This window comes from Pseudoalteromonas sp. DSM 26666, from assembly GCF_900116475.1.
Lineage (GTDB): Bacteria > Pseudomonadota > Gammaproteobacteria > Enterobacterales > Alteromonadaceae > Pseudoalteromonas > Pseudoalteromonas tetraodonis.
The window spans coordinates 132,038-150,112 of record NZ_FPAR01000003.1 but is presented as its reverse complement, the minus strand read 5'-3'; the positions used below and the strand labels follow the sequence as shown (position 1 = coordinate 150,112).

Sequence of the window (18,075 nt, the reverse complement as noted above, 5' to 3'; positions counted from 1 at the left end):
AATGTGAGAGTAAATTATGCCAACAGTGGTTAACTGCCCAACCTGTAAAGCAAAAGTAGAATGGTCAGAACAAAGTCCGAATCGCCCTTTTTGTTCAAAACGTTGCCAACTTATTGATTTAGGTGAATGGTCGTTTGAAAATAATAAAATTTCAGCGCCGATTACATCTGCAGATGAGTTCAGCCAAGACATGATTGAAGATATTGAAGCAATGATGGCAAAAAACGAAGATGACTTTTTTAAGTAATAAAACGACTTAAAAACAAAAGCCAGCTAAAAGCTGGCTTTTTGCTTTACTTGAAAGCGTTATGCTCTTTGTTTGCGATGCTTTTTATCTTTACGTTGTTGCATTTTTTCAAGCTGTTCACGTTGCTCAGCATTTAAGACCTGCCAAATTTGATGTTGCGTTTTAAGTTTAATTAATCCCATTTGCTCAGCTTTTACTTGGCGCTCGCCAAGTAGCTCTTTGGCTGCGTTTTCATCAAATGTAGATGCTGATAATAACACCTCTTTTTTTTCTTTATACGCTTCACGTATTGCTTTACGGGCTTCTTTATTAGCCCCTCTTAGTGCTTGGAGCTGTGTTTTTTGTGTTTCAAAAATCGCTTTTAGTTGTGTTTGTTGATCTTCAGTAAGCGCCAGTTTATCTGCTGCTCGCTCAGAGAGTAAAAAGCGTGCTTGAGAGTGGCCTTGTTTATGGCCATCACCTTTTGCAAGTGCGCTGCCCGCACTGAGCGTTGCTGCTGTTAAGCCACATATAAGTACTAATTTTGATAGCGTGTTTATCTTAGTCATAATCATCACCTTAATATTGAGTTGGTTGTTGGCTGCTAGCCAGTGTGTTCACTATAACCGGCTCAATGCAAAGTAACGCAAAGCAGTGTAAAGGTTATGTAAAGACTAACTTTTAGTACATTAAACGCGTAAAATAAAATCATAAAACAGCGCGTAAGGCTTAATGTATGAAACTATTAATGATTGATGATGACACCGGTTTATGTGAGCTATTAAGCGAGTATCTGAGCGCACAAGGCTTTAGCATACAAACCGCACATGATGGCCAACAAGGCTTAGAGCTTGCTTTACAAAACGATTACGCGCTTATATTACTTGATGTTATGTTGCCCTCTATAGATGGCTTTGAAGTACTCAAACAACTGAGGCAAAGTAAATTAACGCCGGTAATTATGTTGACCGCTAAAGGTGAAGACTTTGACCGTATTTTTGGTTTAGAGCTCGGCGCTGATGACTACATCCCAAAACCGTTTAACCACCGCGAACTCCTTGCCCGCGTTAAAGCCATTACTCGCCGTATTGAACACATTAATAGTGTAAGCAATAACAATAATAAAAAGCTCTCTTTAAACGGTATTACTATTAACTTTGCCACGCGTGAAGCCAGTGTAAATAACACCATACTCACGCTTACGGGTACCGAATACGAAATATTGGCTTTATTAGTAAAACACGCCCCTGATGTTATAAGCAAAGAGCAAATAAGCGAAGAGGTACTAGGACGGCGTTTAGCGTCATTTGATCGCTCTATTGATATGCATGTGAGTAATATTCGAAAAAAAATAGCCGAGCATATCGCGGGTGAAAAAATTAAAACTATTCGAGGGACGGGTTATGTCTTTATCCAAGGAGAGTAAATTAACGCGTTTTAGCTGGTTAAGACACCCTCGACATTATTTGTTTTTTAAAGTCTTTGCTTGGTTTTGGCTAACGATCATTGGCACTTTTACTGCGCTATTTTTCTTAAGTAATATTTCGCTGATCAATGCTATTAGCCATGACCCACTGCAAGGACCAATGCAGAAAAACCTAGAATACCTAGCACGAGCTATCGAGCGCAGCGCACATAAACACAAGCGATCTATTAATGACATTATTACTCATCCGCGTTTAACTAAACGTAAATTACTTTATTTAAATTCACAAAACAGCGATGAGGTTTTGATCAGTAAAGATGTTGAGAACAATATTGATTTAAGCTTACTTAACTTTAGCAAGGGGATGCCTCCACAAGTTATTTTTACTGAATACTACCAAGCTTTTGGCCCTGTGCGCATTCGAGTACCTGAAGGCGAATTTGAGTTATATGAAATCGATATAAATCAACAGCGACCGCTCTTTATTCGCTTAAGATTGTTGCCGGTTTGGTTAAAAATTTCTATCGCCATTATCGCCTCACTTACATTAAGCTTTTTATTTAGTCGTAACTTAATTGCCCCTATAAATAGCTTAAAACAAGCTGCAATTAGGCTCTCAAATGGCGATTTAAGTGCGCGCGCGGCAATAAATAGTCAACGAAAAGATGAGCTTGGAGTTTTAGGACGCGATTTTAACCGTATGGCAGATCAATTAGAGCAACTACTTAGCGCTCAAAAGCGTTTACTTGCCGATATATCCCATGAATTGCGCTCCCCACTAACACGCTTAAAAATGGCCACAGGGCTGGCGCAAATGCAAGCGAGTGAGGCCAGCCAATCGTATTTATTGCGTATTGAAAAAGAAGCAAATCAACTTGATAAAATGATAGCCGATGTATTGCAGGTATCGCGCTTAGAAGCCAATAGCCAACCTTTATCACTGCAAGCGCAGTCGTTACAAGTTATTGTTGACCATGTGATTAACGATGCTCAGTTTGAAGCAAAACAGCACAATAAAACGCTGCATATTCAAGGTGATGCTGAGGTAAATATAGAGTGCGACGAAATGCTGATTGCCAGTGCTCTAGAAAATATTTTACGTAATGCAATTAAATACGCACAACATACTATTAGCATCACCTTAAAACACAGTGATATCATCACTATACAAATATGTGATGACGGCCCTGGCGTTCCCGCAGCGCAACTTGATAAACTATGTGAGCCATTTTTTAGGCAATCAGACGCCCGCGACCGAGTCAGCGGCGGCACTGGGCTGGGTTTAGCCATTGCAAAAAATGCGGTGATTGCCCACGGCGGAAATTTAGCTTTATCAAATAAGGACGCTGGCGGGCTATGCGTTGAGATAAGCTTACCAATACAAAAGAGAGACCATGTTTTATAGCAATGAAAGCGAGCTTGAAAATAACCTGCCTGCCATTAATGAGTTTTATACTAATACACTCAAAAAAGCCTATTTAAGCACGGCTGCCGGTAAATTATTTTATGCTTACGCTAAGCCTAAACAGGCTCACACTGCCATTGTTATTAGTTCTGGGCGCATTGAAGGACTCGATAAATACAAAGAGCTGCTTTGGGAGCTTTATTGTAATAATTTTGCTGTTTTTATTGTTGATCACCAAGGCCAAGGGCGCTCTTATCGGTTATTAAAAAACCCTCATAAAGGCTATGTCAAACAATTTGAAGATTACAGTCACGATCTCAATCAATTCAATCTTGAGGTGGTAAAGCAGCATTGGCAAGGTAAAAAACTACTGCTTAGCCATTCAATGGGCGGCGCTATTGCGTTTGATTACTTAGCACGTTACTCACATGACTTTAGTGGGGCGTTTTTATCTGCGCCCATGTTTGATATTCATACTAAAGGAATACCAAAACCCGTAGCACAGTTTATCGCCGCCAGTGCGTCATTATTAGGGTTCTCAGGGTGTTATGCGTTAGGACAAAGCGATTATACACCTGAAGAGTTTGCGCTTAACACTTTAACCAGTAGCCAAATACGCTATGATCAATTTAGGGCAACTTATCAGCAAACGCCACTATTACAATTAGGCGGTGTTACCTATGGCTGGCTGCATACTGTTTTTTCATTTATTAAAGCGCTCGATAAACTATCCATAACAACCCCGTTATTTATAGCCAGCGCAGAAAATGACGAAGTGGTTGATAACCAAGCTCAGCATAAGCTTGCAAGCCGACATAAAAACACCCTAATAAAGCAGTTTAAAGGGGCTAAGCACGAGCTATTTTTTGAGCGGGACGAAATTCGCCAACCATTGCTAACAAGTCTTTATAAATTTTGTGATTCAATAGGTTAACTACTAAGCGACAGCGGATCTAGGTGAATCAAAATATCAACTTCAGATTCAAATTGCTGAGTGATCATCAGCTCCACTTCATCTGCCACTTTATGGGCACGAATAAGCGGTAAATTGTCATCAAGCTCTAAATGCAGTTGAATAAACTTAACTTTACCGCCCTGTCGAGTGCGAATACCGTGCACCCCATAAACATCATTATGGTTACGCGCTATTTCAAAAATACTTTGCTTTTCTTCATCGGGTAGCTCTTTGTCCATTAAATGCGAGGCACTTTCGGTTGCTATATCCCAACTGTTATACAATAAATAACCTGCCACACCGATAGCAAACAATGGGTCGGCATACAGTACGCCATAATAGGCGAGTAAAATAGCAAGCAATACCGCCGCATTTAAAATTAAATCGCCCTTGTAGTGAACGGAGTCGGCTTTTATAGCGATTGATTCTGTGTGCTTCACGACTTTATTTTGCACAAATACAATTACCAAAGTACAAGCAATGGCAAAAATACTCACCCATACACCTAATAATGAGTGCGAAAGCTCTACTGGGTTTATTAATCGCTCGATACCGTGAAACATTAATAAACAGCCCGAGCCCGCAATAAATGCAGCTTGGCCTAACCCTGCAAGCGCCTCCGCTTTACCGTGACCAAACCGGTGGTCATCATCCGCAGGACGCAGTGCATACGATAAAACTAAAAAGCTCATTAGCGTCGCGGTAATATCCATTAATGAATCAGTGAGTGAGCCAAGCATCGACGCCGAACCCGACGCCAGCCAAGCCCATGCTTTGGTCGCAATCATTAGGCTCACCATGACCATGGTCACTATGCTTGAAGCTTTGACCCAAAATTCATAACTGCGATTATGCACGTATCTGTCCAAGTGTAAGATGTATTTAATGTTTGTAGTATATCATTTTTTATTCATTGTTCGTGTATACTGAGTCAGTCAAATTAAAGATTTTATAGGGCTTATTGTGCTGGATATTGTTTTATACCAACCTGAAATTCCGCCTAACACCGGGAATATCATTCGTTTATGTGCCAATACTGGCTATTCATTGCATTTAATTGAACCGTTAGGGTTTGAGTGGGATGACAAACGTGTAAAACGCGCTGGACTTGACTATCACGAATTTAGCCATGTACAACGCCATGCCTCATTTGATGCTTACTTAGAAAAGTGCCAACCTAAAAAAGTGTATGCTTGCACCACTAAAGGTAGCCAATTTCATCACCAAGCACAGTATGAAGCGGGTGATTGCTTAGTATTCGGACCAGAAACCCGAGGCTTACCTGATGACATGATTCAAGCACTGCCAAACGAGCAACGCGTGCGTATACCTATGCAAGCCGATAGTCGCAGTATGAATCTGTCTAATGCAGTAGCTGTGTTTGTGTATGAATCTTGGCGCCAGCTTGGCTTTGTAAACGCGCAGTAATTATTTACCAATAATAAAAAACCGACATTATGTCGGTTTTTTAATTTTTAAAGAATAGTGAAGCATTTATTCTGACTTTTGTTCACGACCTAATAACGCCATAGCAGCTGCTTTCATGTCTTTATTTTCATAGAGTACTTTGTATATTTGCTCGGTAATTGGCATTTCAACACCAGCGCGTTGAGCTAGTAAGTACACTTCTTTGGTATTTCTAAAGCCTTCAACCACTTGGCCGATTGATGCAATGGCATCATCAACACTCTCACCTTTGCCTAAGGCTAAACCAAAACGGCGATTGCGCGATTGGTTATCGGTACAGGTCAGAATTAAATCACCTAACCCAGCCATGCCCATAAAGGTTTCAGGTTTTGCACCCAGTGCACACCCTAAACGCGACAACTCTGCTAAACCACGAGTAATAAGCGCGGTACGAGCATTTGCACCAAACCCCACTCCATCAGAAATTCCCGCACCAATGGCAATCACGTTTTTAACCGCACCACCGAGCTGTATACCAATAAAATCATCATTGTTATACACCCTAAACGAGCGCCCGCAATGCAATAAATCGGCTATTTGTTTAGCAAATGCCGATGATGTTGATGACACCGAAATTGCAGTTGGTGATCCCATCGCCATTTCTTTGGCAAAGGTTGGCCCTGAAAGCACCGCTAATGGCACCTCTTCACCTAGCTCTTGCACTGCCACTTCTTGTAACAAACGCCCAGTATTTGGCTCTAGCCCTTTGGTGGCCCATGCTATTTTTGCATTTGGGCGCAAAGCAGGTTTGATTTGCTTTAATGTGTCAGCAAATGCGTGGCTTGGCACAACAACCAAAACAATATCGCTACTTTGCGTTGCACGCTGTAAATCTGCTTCAAGGATTAAGGTGTCAGGAAAAGGAATATCAGGTAAGTAACGTTGATTTTTTCGCTCAGCTGCAAGCGTCGCAACGTCTTGGCTATTGCGTCCCCATAAAGTCACCTTGTGACCATTTCGGGCTAAACAAATAGCAAGGGCGGTGCCATACGACCCCGCCCCTAAAACAGTAACAGCTGATGTGGCTGTATTCATAAATTAAGCGTCTGCTGTAGCCTGCTCAGCTTGCGCTGTGCGTTGCTGCATGTACTGTGCAAATAATGCGTCAAAGTTAACTGGCGCAAGATTAAGTTGTGGGAACGTACCACGATTTACTAAGTTAGATACCGCTTCACGTGCATATGGGAATAACACGTTAGGGCAAAATGCACCTAGCATGTGCGCTAATTGCATTTCTTCAACGTCAGCAATAGTAAAGATACCTGCTTGTTGAATTTCACATAAAAACGCAGTTTCTTCACCGATAGATGCCGTTACAGTTAGTGCAAGCACAACTTCGTAAACACCTTCATCAAGCTTGTTAGAGCGCGTATCTAAATCTAATTTTACTTCTGGAGCCCACTCTTTTTGAAAAATAGCTGGCGAATTTGGCGTTTCAAACGATACATCTTTAGTATAAATACGTTGAATAGTAAACTGTGCACCTGCATCAGCTTCTGCTGCTGCGTTTTGATTTTGTTCGTTCATTGTTATTCCTAACCTGTTATTTATTATAATTAATTAAATTAAGCACTGAGCTTAGCATCAAGGTGACCTTGCGCTTCTAGTGCCATCATGTCGTCACAGCCACCGATGTGTTCATCGTTGATAAAAATTTGTGGAACCGTGCTTGCGCCACCGGCTTTGGCGATCATTTCATCGCGAAGCTCTGGCTGAACGCCAATATCAATATTTGTGTATTTTACACCTTTGCTGTCTAACAGCGCTAATGCGCGATGACAAAAAGGACAATATCCTTTGGTGTATAAAACAACGTTACTCATAATTAATCCTTAATCGGTTTAGCTAAGAGATATTAGCGACCGCTTGTTGTTGGCAGACTTGCTGATTGCCACGCACCCATACCGCCAGATAAAACATAAACCTGTTCATAGCCTGCTTTATGCATTGCGGTTGCAACACCTGAGGCAGTCATGCCTGCAGCACATACCACTATAGTGGGTTTGCTCTTATACTTTTCAAGGGTTGAGAAATCAGATTCTTTAGCTTTTTCTGGGTTTAAGTGCACAGCACCGGCAATATGGCCGGTTTTAAACTCTTTTTGCCCACGCATATCAACAACCTGGCCGTCTTCGCGGTTAATAAGTAACGTTAACTGCTGAGGATTGATTTGACGAATTGCTGAAAATTTACTTTTTATTGCGCCACTAATAATAAGAAACGCAATCGCAACCCAAGCTAGGCTTAGAATTGGATGGTTTGAGACAAATTCAATATATTGATCCATTCGACTTCCACTATAAAGTTACATACTAAAACGGGTGTTTTAGATATTTTAATTCTACCAATTGCACTTGCACAATGAGCAGTCACTCATCAGCAAATCAATTTAGAGCGCTGTTAGGCTACTCTGAATTTTAACCTACAAGATAGGCTTAACTTACCCCACAAGCCTATTCAATACTTGAATAAAATAGGGATTAGCCGCGCAAGTATACCCAAATCAGCTAAAAATGCGAGTTTAAGCAAGGTTATAAGCTAGATATAATCTGCTTAAGGCCACAATATATCGCTATTTTTCACTGAAAAATAACCTAGCCCTTTAAAGTTTTCAATTTGGCCAATCCTAATTGAAAATTTTTAATATCTTCTTTTCATTGCTGATCCTAGCTATAAAACGCGGTATGCTAAGGCTTGGCATGTTGGCATTAATGTTAGCGTGTATTTTAGCAACGCTAATTTTTCAGGAGTGACTATGACAGAGCATAAAAAACCACTGGTATTAATGATTTTAGATGGCTGGGGATACAGAGAAGATGAGCAAAGTAATGCTATTTTAGCTGCTAACACCCCTGTATTAGATGAGCTTTGGGCCACACGTCCTCATACATTAATTTCAGCATCGGGTTTAGATGTCGGTCTTCCTGATGGGCAAATGGGTAATTCTGAAGTGGGCCATGTTAATTTAGGCGCTGGCCGTATTGTGTATCAAGATTTTACCCGTATCACAAAAGCCATTGATGATGGCGAGTTTGATACAACCCCTGCACTTGTTGAAAACATCGATAAAGCCGTTCATGCCAACAAAGCCGTACACATTATGGGACTGTTAAGCCCTGGTGGCGTGCATAGCCACGAAGATCATATTGTTGCCAGTATACAACTGGCTGCAAAACGCGGCGCCAAAGAGGTGTACTTTCATGCCTTTTTAGATGGCCGCGACACGCCGCCTAGAAGTGCTAAAGCATCAATTGAACGTATTGAAGCCTTATTTAGCGAACTTCAATGTGGCCGTTTAGCCTCACTAATTGGCCGTTACTATGCCATGGACAGAGACAACCGCTGGAACCGTGTTGAAAAAGCGTATAATTTAATGACTCTCGGTGAAGGCGATTTTGATTATGAAGAAGGCGTAAGTGCACTAAATGCCGCCTATGAGCGCGATGAAAATGACGAATTTGTAGCAGCCAGCACGATCACTCCTAAAGGCAGCGAATCTGTAAAAGTAAATGATGGCGACACCATTATATTTGCCAACTTTAGAGCAGACCGCGCACGCGAAATAACTCGCGCCTTTGTAGAACCTGGCTTTGAGGGTTTTAATAAGAAAAAATCGCCTGAGCTGAGTGCCTTTGTAATGATGACTGAATACGCAGCCGATATAGATGCGCCTGTTGCTTTTGGCCCTACGCCGCTTAATAACGTACTTGGCGAATGGTTTGAAAAACAAGGCAAAACTCAACTGCGTATTTCTGAAACTGAAAAATATGCTCACGTTACCTTTTTCTTCAGTGGCGGACGAGAAGATGAGTTTGACGGCGAAACCCGTGAACTTATTCCATCACCTCAGGTTGCAACTTATGATTTGCAGCCAGAAATGAACTCAAAAATGCTGACCGATAAGCTGGTTGAGGCAATAAAAAGTGGAAAATACGATGCCATTATTTGTAACTACCCTAATGGCGACATGGTCGGTCACTCAGGTGTATTTGATGCTGCAGTTAAAGCCTGTGAGGCAGTAGATAACTGTATTGGCCGTGTAGTAGATGCATTAAAAGAATATGGCGGCGAAGCACTTATTACGGCCGATCATGGCAATGCAGAGCAAATGGCAAACCTTAAAACAGGCCAAGCGCATACAGCGCATACCAGTGAGCCAGTGCCGTTTATTTATGTAGGTCGCGACGCACAAGCCCATTCAGGTAAAGCCTTGAGCGATGTTGCCCCAACCATGCTGCATTTAATGGGGTTAGAGCAACCTGCAGAAATGACAGGGTCGCCAATTATGGTGTTGAAATAACCTATGAAAAAAAGCGCATACCGCGTCATTGCGTGTATCTGTGTACTGCATTCATTAGTCACTGGCGTTGCCGTGGCTAATGAAGATCGTACTAAAAAAGACCTATCCCAAGTGCAAGTGGCTTTAGAGCAAAGCCAAGCTGAATATCAACAACAGCAAAAAGAAATAGCTAAACAGCAGCAAAAGCTAAAAGCACATGAACTCGCTATAGCGAAAAACGCTAAAGCACTCAATATGGCTGAGCAATCCGTTAAAAAAACACAACAACAGCAAGCAGAGCAACAACAACGCGCGGTAAAGCTTGAAAAACAACAAGCCCAATTTCAGCGTGTGTTAGCAGCACAGTTAAAAAGTGCTTATATGGCAGGTAGTGATGACTATTCAAAAATGCTGCTTAACCAAGAAGATACCGCTAAATTTGAACGTACGCTTAGCTATTACAACTACTTAAATAAAGCCCGCATAAAGCAGCTTGATGAACTTAAAGCGCTGCAAATAGAAATTGCGAAAAACCAAGCTGAGCTTGAAAAAACAAAAGAAAAGTTAGTTGCTTTATTTGATGAACAAAAAAGGCGACAAGCAGCGCTTCTTGACGCTAAAAATGAGCGCCAAGCCAGCCTAAAAAATCTAAAAAAGCAGTTAAATAAAACAAAAAATTCAATTAGTTACTTAGAAGAGAACGAACAAACGCTGATCGCAACTATTAAAGAACTTGAAGAAGAAAAAACCACAAAAATTGAGCTATTGGGCCTAAATAAAAATAAAGGAAGATTAAGCTGGCCGAGTAAAGGCAAACTAACGCACAAGTTTGGCCAACGTAAGCACGGCGGAATTAACTGGAAAGGCGTGTTAATTTCTGCTGCAGAGGGCACTTCAGTAAATAGCATTCATAACGGTCAGGTGGTATTTGCAGATTGGTTAAAAGGTTACGGCTGGGTGATTGTTGTGGACCACGGAGAAGGCTTTATGAGCTTATACGGGCATGCACAAACCTTACTCAAAGATGTAGGTGATATGGTCAGAGAGGGTGAAAGTGTTGCTTTAGTTGGGCAAAGCGGTGGACAAGCCGATTCTGGTCTATACTTTGAAATACGCCACAAAGGGCGTGCTGTTAATCCCATAAAATGGTGCAGACGTATTTAATCTTAAAATAACTGCATCCTAGTAGAGGCAGTTATGATAAACACTCACATTTGCCAAAAAAAAGTATCGCAAACAAAACCAATGTTTTGGTTTTGTTTGCAGGTATTTTTTTTATTGGCACTTTTTGGCTTTATAAATAATGCTCATGCCAGTTCGGTCAAAGATTTAGAAAGCCAAAAAATAAATGAAATACTGTTTAATATTCATACCTACTACGTTGATGATTTAGCACTGCATAACAGTGAATACATTGAATACAACACCTCTCAATTTGAACGCTTATACTCTAAACTCGATCCCTACTCTAAATATTTAGATAAAAATGAGCTAAATGCGTTATTTGATAATACCAATGGTCGCTATACTGGCTTAGGCATTGAGGTCAAAAATATTGAGCAGCGCACCACGATTGTTAAAGTAATTAATAATTCGCCTGCTAAACAAGTCGGCCTGCGAGCTGGCGATATTATTACAGCAGTTAATAATCAGCAGGTTAAAAATAGTCCTATTGATATAGTCGCACAGCAAATTAAAGACAGCCCCAACAATAAAGTACAACTAAGTATTATCCGAAATAACAATCTAACACCGCTCATATTTAACCTCAGCAGAAAACAAATAAAACTGGCCAGTGTAACTAAGCAACTACTTGATGCTGGTAGCGGTTATATTGCTATAAATACCTTTTCAAACCACACCTTGCATGAAGTTGCCTTACAAATAGCTGCTATGCAAAACCATTACGGCCACGCATTAAAAGGCCTGATTATTGATTTACGAGATAACCCTGGCGGGACTTTAAAAAGCGCGGTTGCTGTGGCAGATCTCTTTTTACAAGATGGTCTAATAGTAACAACCAAAGGACGTTTTTATGATTCTAATCAGTCGTTTTACGCTAAACGCGGCGATATTTTAAAAGGCGCACCTATTGTTGTACTGATTAACGAAAACTCAGCCTCTGCAGCAGAAATACTGGCTGCAGCACTAAAAGAAAATATGCGTGCAAAAATAGTGGGGAGTCAGTCATTTGGCAAAGGGTCGGTACAATCACTCATTCCATTAGGCGATGGTGATACCGCCTTAAAACTAACTACCGCACGCTACTTTACGCCATCAGGTGAATCGATTGAAGGTATTGGCGTGACCCCGAATGTGGCGATTAATCAAACAACGCTTCCACAAACAAATAAAGCCGTTATAATAAAAAATGAACAATTAGAACAAAACACCGTTTTTAGCACTGAAGATTTAGCCGATATCCAGTTAACCAAGGCAAAACAGCTACTCAACATGCACTAAATTCGGTAAATTATTTTAAACACGACAAAGATAATAAAAATTATAAAACGTGAAAACTATAAATTTAATGGTGTTAGCTGGGCTGTTTTTAGCCTTATTTGCAACATCGAGTACTGTTAAAGCCAAGCAAATAGCCATAGTGATCGATGACATAGGTTATCATCAACGTGATTTAGAATTCCTGAGTTTACCTGGGCAGTTGTCCTATTCAATATTGCCCCACACCCCCTATTCTCAAATATTTGCAACCCTTGCTAGTCAGTCAAATAAAGAGCTCCTGTTGCATGTTCCTATGCAGGCTTTAAATGGTAAAAAACTCGGGCCTGGTGCGCTCACTTTAAATATGGATAAAGCACAACTTCAACAAACGCTCGGGAATGCGCTGGCGAGTTTACCGCAAGTTAAAGGAGTTAATAACCATATGGGCTCTGCGCTGACTCAACAAAGCCAAGCAATGAAATGGACCATGGAAGTACTCAAAAAACGCCAGCTGTATTTTCTTGATAGCCGTACAACTGAATTAAGCCAAGCTCAGAATGCAGCCAACTTTTTGGGAGTGGAAAACATTAGCCGACATGTATTTTTAGACAATATAACGACCACAGAGCAACTACAATTAAGATTAGAAGAGCTAAAATCAAAAGCAACTAAGTATCAATTTGCCATTGCAATAGCGCATCCCTATCCCGAAACCATCGATTTTTTACGCCACGCTTTGCCGCAATTAAGTGAGCAAGGATTTGAACTGGTGCCAGTATCGCAACTGGTCGAACGTAAATATGTACAAATAGCTCAGCAAGAAGCTATTTCATTAAACTGATGGGGTAAGTAAACCCCCTAACCCATCAGTTAATTTAACTCACTTAAACGCATTATATTTATAAAATAAACGTCGCTACTTTGGCATTTAAATCTGTAGCTCTGTCTTTTAATACTTCAGCTTGGCTTAAATGCGCAGTTGCTGAGGTAGTAATTTCATCGGTTACATCTTTAATGGCGACCGTATTTCGAGTAATTTCATTAGTCACTTGCGTTTGCTCTTCTGCTGCAACCGCTATTTGACCCGCCATATCAGAAATTTCATTCACTGCTAAGGTGATTTCCTCTAGTGCATGAGCTGCTGCATTAACATCATCCACACTATTGTTAGCATACCCCTTACTGCTGTCCATCAAGCTCACTGCTTTTTTGGTCGTATTTTGTAAGGTTTCTATGGTGGTGTAAATTTCTGCTGTGGAGTTTTGCGTTCTTCTTGATAGTACACGCACCTCATCGGCAACCACTGCAAAGCCACGCCCTTGTTCACCAGCACGGGCAGCCTCTATTGCGGCATTGAGTGCTAAGAGATTTGTTTGCTCAGCAATTTCTTGAATGGTAGTCAAAATACTCGATATAGCCTGAGCATGTAAGCTTAGTTCGCCAATGACGGTGGTTGTTTGGTCTATTTCACCCGCAAGTGAATTAATCGTATTTCTGGTTTTATCAACTAACAGTTTACCTTCACGACTACTTTGCGCTGACTGCTGTGATGCCGTCGCGGTATTTTCGGCATTAGCAGCAATCTCATGGGTTGCACTTGCCATCTCTGTGACCGCAGTGGCAACCATCGCCACTTCTTGTTGCTGACGCTGCAACTCACTGACACTGTTTTGATTGGTAATTAAGCTTTTCTCTGCATCAAAATCTAAATCAGTAGCTAACTGGCGAATATGGCTTATAAGCTCATGCTGGCTGCTTACAAAGCGATTAAAACTATCAGCTAGTACCCCAACTTCATCTTGTGTATCAACACTAATACGCTGGGTCAAATCACCGTTACCATCAGCAATTGTTGATAGCGCTTGTGATACTCGGCTTAACGGCGCAAGCAACACACTTAATAACCATGAAATAGCCAACACGCTCAATAAAAGTGCCACACTGACTAATACGAGTTGAGTTACTAATAAACTAATTAACGGTGCCTCTAAGGTTTCTTTATCCAGTACAAATAGCAACTGCCAATCGGTATTATTTATATTTTCACCCCAAACAAGCTTCTCTCGGCCTTCATCTTTAAAATAAAGGGGAGTAAATTCACCGTTTTGACTATTAGATAAAATGAATTGGTGATTTATTTTCGAGTCAATATGCGTAATATTTGCCATTACTTTTTTAGTGTCTTTATAGGCAATCACAGTGCCATCTTGATGCATCATGATGGCATAGCCATTTGCCGGTAAAGGCATAGTATTTATACTATCTACCAATCTCTCAATTGATAAGCTACCTGCTACCACACCATTTAAAGTAGTTTTAGCAATAGACACTGCAATCTGATTAGATGATGCATCCAAAAAAGGTTGAGTAATAATAGCGCCACCCACATTCGCACTCTTAGCCTCTTGATACCAAGAACGTACACGAGGGTCGTAACCGACTCGATTTATACTCGGATCAGAGTCGATCATTTTTCCATCATTACTACCAAAATAAGTTAGTTTAAAGTCACCTGACATCTTTGCTTGCTGTAATGCCTTAACTGTATTGCCTTCAAGCTTAGTCGCAACCGATTCAATAACTCGCTGACGATCGGCTAACCAACCTTCAATACGAACTGCTTGCTGTTTGCCAGATTGGCTTACATTATTAATACTGCTTTTTAACAGTAACGCTTTTTGAGAGGTGTAGCTATTCCACGATAGCAATATAATAATTACGGCTAGGGCAAGAACCACCGATAGCAAGATCTTTTTCTTTAGTGAATATGAGTTCATATTGAGTGTAAATACTCGCGTTAAATGAAATTGAAAGGCAATAAGCACAGCAATTAATAATTTAATTTAGGCTACGGTTTGAACGACAAGTCGCTCAGGTGCGCGAATATTTTCATATACCCAAATTAAAAACAAATTAAAATCATGTATTTAAATTAAAACCAAACTTATTCATTAACTTTAACTAGGGTATGTTTAATTAAAAGATATACAGATGTGACTAGAGGTAAGCAAAATAAGAAAAACGATACTTTTTGTTAACCTCTTTTTTTAACTAAAAAAAAGCCCCGCATTTTCATGCAGGGCTTTATAACTTTTTAAGTGCGATTAACTCATCGCACTTTGTAATTTTTTCATTGCTGTTTTTTCCAGCTGGCGAACACGCTCTGCTGATACGCTGTATTTTTCAGCCAACTCTTGCAGTGTTGCTTTATCATCTGACAACCAGCGTGCGCTAACGATATCTTGAGAACGCTCATCAAGGGTTTTCAAAGCGCTAAATAATCGCGTATGCGACTGCTCTTGCCATTGTTGCTGTTCAATGTCGTCAGCTAGGTCAGCAGAACCATCCGTTAAGTATTGCACTGGTGAGTAAGTACTCGTTGGCGCATCGTCGTTATCGTCGCCCGTTAAGTCAAAGCCCATGTCTTGGCCGCTCATACGCGACTCCATTTCACGCACTTCTTTTTCACTCACACCTAGCTCGCTCGCTACTGTGCTAACTTCGGCTTGGTTAAACCAGCCTAAACGTTTTTTGTTTTTACGAAGATTAAAAAACAGTTTACGTTGCGCTTTGGTTGTCGCAACTTTTACGATACGCCAGTTTTTAAGCACAAACTCATGAATTTCGGCTTTAATCCAATGAACCGCAAATGAAACCAAACGTACACCCACTGATGGGTCAAAACGTTTTACTGCTTTCATCAGTCCGATGTTACCTTCTTGAATTAAATCAGCTTGTGGTAACCCGTAACCCGAGTAGCTTTTTGCTATGTGCGCTACAAAGCGCAGGTGCGACATAATGAGTTGCTTTGCAGCACTAAGATCGCCTTCTTCCTGAAGTTTTTTTGCAAGTTCCTGCTCTTGCTCAACTTTAAGCATAGGAATAGTACTAACAGCTTGAAGATAGCCATCCATACTTGCGCTTTGTTGCCCAACTGTAAGTGCCATTGCGTATAAATCTTTACTCATTTTTCACCTCGGTGATAAACATTTGAAACCATCTTAGCACTCTTTTAGTAAGAGTGCTAACTTGAATTTAAAACTTTTTTGAATCATAAATCAAGTGGTTTTTTTAGTGTTAAGTCAGTCTACACTAGGCGACTGAATAACCTATGAATTGATTTAGCCAAAGCAAAGATTAATCTTTTTGCTTTGGCTTTTTTATAATTTTAAACTTAAAACATGACAGTTTTAAGAATTATATTAGGGCCCTAAACCTTATCGGGTTCTATTTCTGAGATGTAACGGTTAACCGATAAGTAAGAACCAATAAAGCCTAAGCTAGTGGCCAACAATACTAACGCGCCAAATTCATTAAGGCTAAGCCCTATTAGCGTAAAGCTGGTTTGATATACCCCTGCAACACTGCTTACCGCAGCAGATAGCCACCACATCATTAATGCTACGCAAATAAAAGCAAACAATCCGCCAATCACGCCATACCAAATGCCAGTCCATAAAAAGGGGGCATGAATAAAGGTATTAGTTGCCCCTACAAGTTTCATTACTTGTATTTCTTCTTTTTTATCCATAATGGATAAACGAATTGTATTGCCAATTATCAGTGTCACTGAGGTCAGTAATAGTAGCGCTATGGTGATCACACTTTCCTTTAATAAGCTCAGCAATGCATTCAGACGTTCAAGCCAAGCAATATCAAGCTTACCAAAGTCGACCTCTCGCTCGCTTTCAAGTTTTTTTAGTAATTGCTTAGCCGCATTAGGTTGGCTATGTCGCTGGGTTGGTGTAACTAAAACCACATTCGGTAATGGGTTACTATCTAGGTATTCTAAAGCCTGACCAAACCCAGACATTTCTTTGAATTCATCCAAAGCCTCAGTGCGAGAAATAAAAGTCACACTTTGTATTTCAGGATATAGCGCTAAGCGTTTAACTAAAGTTTGTGTTTCTTGCTCGCTCATATCCTCTTTGACAAACAAGGATATTTCGCTGGCTTGCTCAAAACCACTGCTCACTTGCTGCACATTTTTAACCACTAAGTATAACGTTGCGGGCAAGGTTAAACTCAAACCCAGAACAGCAATAGTCATCATAGAGGCTAATGGCGTGCGCCACATTTCTCCTAGGCTGTACACACCTTGGCGAAAAATATTAATAATGAAAAAGTAACCGCCAGAGAATACGGATTTTTTTTGTTTATCATTACTATTTTGACGGCTTTTGAACAGTAAACTCATAATACACCCTCAGCCAGTGGATCTTGGCTCATCCGCCCATCATGAAGCGTTAAGCTACGATACTTCATTCGTGATACTAACCCCAAGTCATGGGTGGCAATTAAAACCGTGGTGCCATGCTTATTAAAATCTTCGAACAGGCGTAATATTTCCATCGATAACTCAGGATCAAGGTTACCGGTAGGTTCATCAGCTAATAGTATAGGAGGAGAATTAACAATGGCTCGTGCAATCCCTACACGTTGCTGCTCACCGCCAGAGAGTGTGGAGGGATGACAGCGTACTTTATCTAACAAGCCCACTTTATCGAGCGCACCATGCACACGCTTGGCAATTTGCTTGTGGTGAGTCCCTTCAATAATTAAGGGCAAAGCAACGTTATCGAACACCGTGTATCGTTCTAATAGACGATGATTTTGAAAAATAATACCAATGTCGCGGCGTGCATACGGAATTTGTCGTGAATTTAACTTATTTAAATCCACGCCATTGATAAACACATTGCCCGCAGAAGGGCGTTCCATCAAGCTAATAAGCTTTAAAAGTGTACTTTTACCGGCACCACTGTGGCCCGTTAAAAAAGCCAGTTCGCCTGGTTTTATATGAAAACTCACTTTTTCAAGCGCGCGATGCCCACCGGCATAGGTTTTACTTACTTGCTGAAAATTTATCATTTTT

The 18,075-nt window shown here is 40.7% G+C and carries 19 protein-coding genes; 9 read left to right on the top strand and 10 right to left on the bottom strand.

Annotated features, from left to right (window positions below):
* Positions 1-16 precede the first annotated feature (16 nt).
* Positions 17-247 (top strand): DNA gyrase inhibitor YacG, encoded by a 231-nt coding sequence (gene yacG, locus BM380_RS06880; RefSeq protein WP_008114915.1) that lies wholly within the window; start codon positions 17-19, stop codon positions 245-247.
* A 59-nt stretch (positions 248-306) separates the two neighbouring features.
* On the opposite strand, the gene BM380_RS06875 is transcribed toward yacG, so the two are convergent.
* Positions 307-795: a Spy/CpxP family protein refolding chaperone gene (locus BM380_RS06875; RefSeq protein ID WP_016899751.1), complete on the bottom strand. Its 489-nt coding sequence runs from the start codon at positions 793-795 to the stop codon at positions 307-309.
* Between the two features lie 167 nt (positions 796-962).
* On the opposite strand from BM380_RS06875, the gene BM380_RS06870 reads away from it, so the two are divergent.
* The 3 genes from BM380_RS06870 to BM380_RS06860 are packed head-to-tail and all read left to right on the top strand — an operon-like array spanning position 963 to position 3,991.
* On the top strand, positions 963-1,652 hold the full coding sequence (locus tag BM380_RS06870; protein WP_090493706.1) for a response regulator: 690 nt from the start codon (positions 963-965) through the stop codon (positions 1,650-1,652).
* Positions 1,630-3,057: an ATP-binding protein gene (locus BM380_RS06865; RefSeq protein WP_033103688.1), complete on the top strand. Its 1,428-nt coding sequence runs from the start codon at positions 1,630-1,632 to the stop codon at positions 3,055-3,057. The genes BM380_RS06870 and BM380_RS06865 overlap by 23 nt, the downstream gene beginning before the upstream one ends.
* Positions 3,047-3,991 carry an alpha/beta fold hydrolase gene (locus tag BM380_RS06860; protein WP_008114910.1) on the top strand — a complete coding sequence of 315 codons (945 nt, stop codon included), beginning with the start codon at positions 3,047-3,049 and terminating at the stop codon, positions 3,989-3,991. The genes BM380_RS06865 and BM380_RS06860 overlap by 11 nt, the downstream gene beginning before the upstream one ends.
* Here the strand turns inward: BM380_RS06860 and BM380_RS06855 are convergent.
* Complete coding sequence (locus BM380_RS06855) at positions 3,988-4,818, bottom strand: cation diffusion facilitator family transporter (RefSeq protein ID WP_076916062.1); 831 nt, start codon at positions 4,816-4,818, stop codon at positions 3,988-3,990. The two genes, BM380_RS06860 and BM380_RS06855, sit on opposite strands and share 4 nt — an antisense overlap.
* A gap of 157 nt (positions 4,819-4,975) precedes the next feature.
* Here BM380_RS06855 and trmL point away from each other — a divergent pair, with 157 nt between their 5' ends.
* A complete protein-coding gene (trmL, locus tag BM380_RS06850) occupies positions 4,976-5,440 on the top strand; it encodes a tRNA (uridine(34)/cytosine(34)/5-carboxymethylaminomethyluridine(34)-2'-O)-methyltransferase TrmL (RefSeq protein ID WP_013465943.1) in 465 nt (154 codons plus the stop codon).
* 66 nt (positions 5,441-5,506) lie between these two features.
* Here trmL and gpsA read toward each other — a convergent pair whose 3' ends face one another.
* The 4 genes from gpsA to BM380_RS06830 are packed head-to-tail and all read right to left on the bottom strand — an operon-like array spanning position 5,507 to position 7,766.
* On the bottom strand, positions 5,507-6,514 hold the full coding sequence (gene gpsA / locus BM380_RS06845) for an NAD(P)H-dependent glycerol-3-phosphate dehydrogenase (RefSeq protein WP_013465944.1): 1,008 nt from the start codon (positions 6,512-6,514) through the stop codon (positions 5,507-5,509).
* 3 nt (positions 6,515-6,517) lie between these two features.
* Positions 6,518-7,006, bottom strand: coding sequence for a protein-export chaperone SecB (gene secB, locus BM380_RS06840; RefSeq protein WP_013465945.1), 489 nt, complete (start codon positions 7,004-7,006; stop codon positions 6,518-6,520).
* Positions 7,007-7,044: 38 nt separating this feature from the next.
* Positions 7,045-7,302 (bottom strand): glutaredoxin 3, encoded by a 258-nt coding sequence (grxC, locus tag BM380_RS06835; protein ID WP_016899746.1) that lies wholly within the window; start codon positions 7,300-7,302, stop codon positions 7,045-7,047.
* Between the two features lie 32 nt (positions 7,303-7,334).
* Entirely contained in the window at positions 7,335-7,766 is a 432-nt protein-coding gene (locus BM380_RS06830; RefSeq protein ID WP_090493704.1) for a rhodanese-like domain-containing protein, read from the bottom strand.
* Between the two features lie 468 nt (positions 7,767-8,234).
* On the opposite strand from BM380_RS06830, the gene gpmM reads away from it, so the two are divergent.
* From gpmM to BM380_RS06810, 4 genes are all read left to right on the top strand, one after another.
* The gene (gpmM, locus tag BM380_RS06825) at positions 8,235-9,779 is read left to right on the top strand and encodes a 2,3-bisphosphoglycerate-independent phosphoglycerate mutase (RefSeq protein WP_090493703.1); all 1,545 of its coding nucleotides are present in this window, start codon (positions 8,235-8,237) and stop codon (positions 9,777-9,779) included.
* Between the two features lie 3 nt (positions 9,780-9,782).
* Complete coding sequence (locus BM380_RS06820) at positions 9,783-10,922, top strand: murein hydrolase activator EnvC family protein (protein WP_058155283.1); 1,140 nt, start codon at positions 9,783-9,785, stop codon at positions 10,920-10,922.
* Between the two features lie 33 nt (positions 10,923-10,955).
* Positions 10,956-12,221: a S41 family peptidase gene (locus BM380_RS06815; protein WP_090493701.1), complete on the top strand. Its 1,266-nt coding sequence runs from the start codon at positions 10,956-10,958 to the stop codon at positions 12,219-12,221.
* A gap of 67 nt (positions 12,222-12,288) precedes the next feature.
* Positions 12,289-13,041: a divergent polysaccharide deacetylase family protein gene (locus BM380_RS06810; RefSeq protein WP_090493923.1), complete on the top strand. Its 753-nt coding sequence runs from the start codon at positions 12,289-12,291 to the stop codon at positions 13,039-13,041.
* Positions 13,042-13,099: 58 nt separating this feature from the next.
* Here BM380_RS06810 and BM380_RS06805 read toward each other — a convergent pair whose 3' ends face one another.
* From BM380_RS06805 to ftsE, 4 genes are all read right to left on the bottom strand, one after another.
* Positions 13,100-14,977, bottom strand: a complete 1,878-nt coding sequence (locus BM380_RS06805; protein WP_090493698.1) for a methyl-accepting chemotaxis protein — start codon at positions 14,975-14,977, stop codon at positions 13,100-13,102.
* 327 nt (positions 14,978-15,304) lie between these two features.
* On the bottom strand, positions 15,305-16,168 hold the full coding sequence (rpoH, locus tag BM380_RS06800) for an RNA polymerase sigma factor RpoH (RefSeq protein WP_013465954.1): 864 nt from the start codon (positions 16,166-16,168) through the stop codon (positions 15,305-15,307).
* 242 nt (positions 16,169-16,410) lie between these two features.
* Positions 16,411-17,397, bottom strand: coding sequence for a permease-like cell division protein FtsX (gene ftsX / locus BM380_RS06795; protein WP_013465955.1), 987 nt, complete (start codon positions 17,395-17,397; stop codon positions 16,411-16,413).
* Positions 17,394-18,071 (bottom strand): cell division ATP-binding protein FtsE, encoded by a 678-nt coding sequence (gene ftsE, locus BM380_RS06790; protein ID WP_013465956.1) that lies wholly within the window; start codon positions 18,069-18,071, stop codon positions 17,394-17,396. Before ftsE ends, ftsX begins: the two co-directional genes overlap by 4 nt.
* Positions 18,072-18,075: the final 4 nt, after the last annotated feature.

Coding starts and splice junctions, on each gene's coding strand:
- yacG (WP_008114915.1), top strand. CDS start 17: ATGCCAACAGTGGTTAACTGCCCAACCTGTAAAGCAAAAGTAGAATGG.
- BM380_RS06875 (WP_016899751.1), bottom strand. CDS start 795: ATGACTAAGATAAACACGCTATCAAAATTAGTACTTATATGTGGCTTA.
- BM380_RS06870 (WP_090493706.1), top strand. CDS start 963: ATGAAACTATTAATGATTGATGATGACACCGGTTTATGTGAGCTATTA.
- BM380_RS06865 (WP_033103688.1), top strand. CDS start 1,630: ATGTCTTTATCCAAGGAGAGTAAATTAACGCGTTTTAGCTGGTTAAGA.
- BM380_RS06860 (WP_008114910.1), top strand. CDS start 3,047: ATGTTTTATAGCAATGAAAGCGAGCTTGAAAATAACCTGCCTGCCATT.
- BM380_RS06855 (WP_076916062.1), bottom strand. CDS start 4,818: ATGGTCATGGTGAGCCTAATGATTGCGACCAAAGCATGGGCTTGGCTG.
- gpsA (WP_013465944.1), bottom strand. CDS start 6,514: ATGAATACAGCCACATCAGCTGTTACTGTTTTAGGGGCGGGGTCGTAT.
- secB (WP_013465945.1), bottom strand. CDS start 7,006: ATGAACGAACAAAATCAAAACGCAGCAGCAGAAGCTGATGCAGGTGCA.
- grxC (WP_016899746.1), bottom strand. CDS start 7,302: ATGAGTAACGTTGTTTTATACACCAAAGGATATTGTCCTTTTTGTCAT.
- BM380_RS06830 (WP_090493704.1), bottom strand. CDS start 7,766: ATGGATCAATATATTGAATTTGTCTCAAACCATCCAATTCTAAGCCTA.
- gpmM (WP_090493703.1), top strand. CDS start 8,235: ATGACAGAGCATAAAAAACCACTGGTATTAATGATTTTAGATGGCTGG.
- BM380_RS06820 (WP_058155283.1), top strand. CDS start 9,783: ATGAAAAAAAGCGCATACCGCGTCATTGCGTGTATCTGTGTACTGCAT.
- BM380_RS06815 (WP_090493701.1), top strand. CDS start 10,956: ATGATAAACACTCACATTTGCCAAAAAAAAGTATCGCAAACAAAACCA.
- BM380_RS06810 (WP_090493923.1), top strand. CDS start 12,289: ATGGTGTTAGCTGGGCTGTTTTTAGCCTTATTTGCAACATCGAGTACT.
- BM380_RS06805 (WP_090493698.1), bottom strand. CDS start 14,977: ATGAACTCATATTCACTAAAGAAAAAGATCTTGCTATCGGTGGTTCTT.
- rpoH (WP_013465954.1), bottom strand. CDS start 16,168: ATGAGTAAAGATTTATACGCAATGGCACTTACAGTTGGGCAACAAAGC.
- ftsX (WP_013465955.1), bottom strand. CDS start 17,397: ATGAGTTTACTGTTCAAAAGCCGTCAAAATAGTAATGATAAACAAAAA.
- ftsE (WP_013465956.1), bottom strand. CDS start 18,071: ATGATAAATTTTCAGCAAGTAAGTAAAACCTATGCCGGTGGGCATCGC.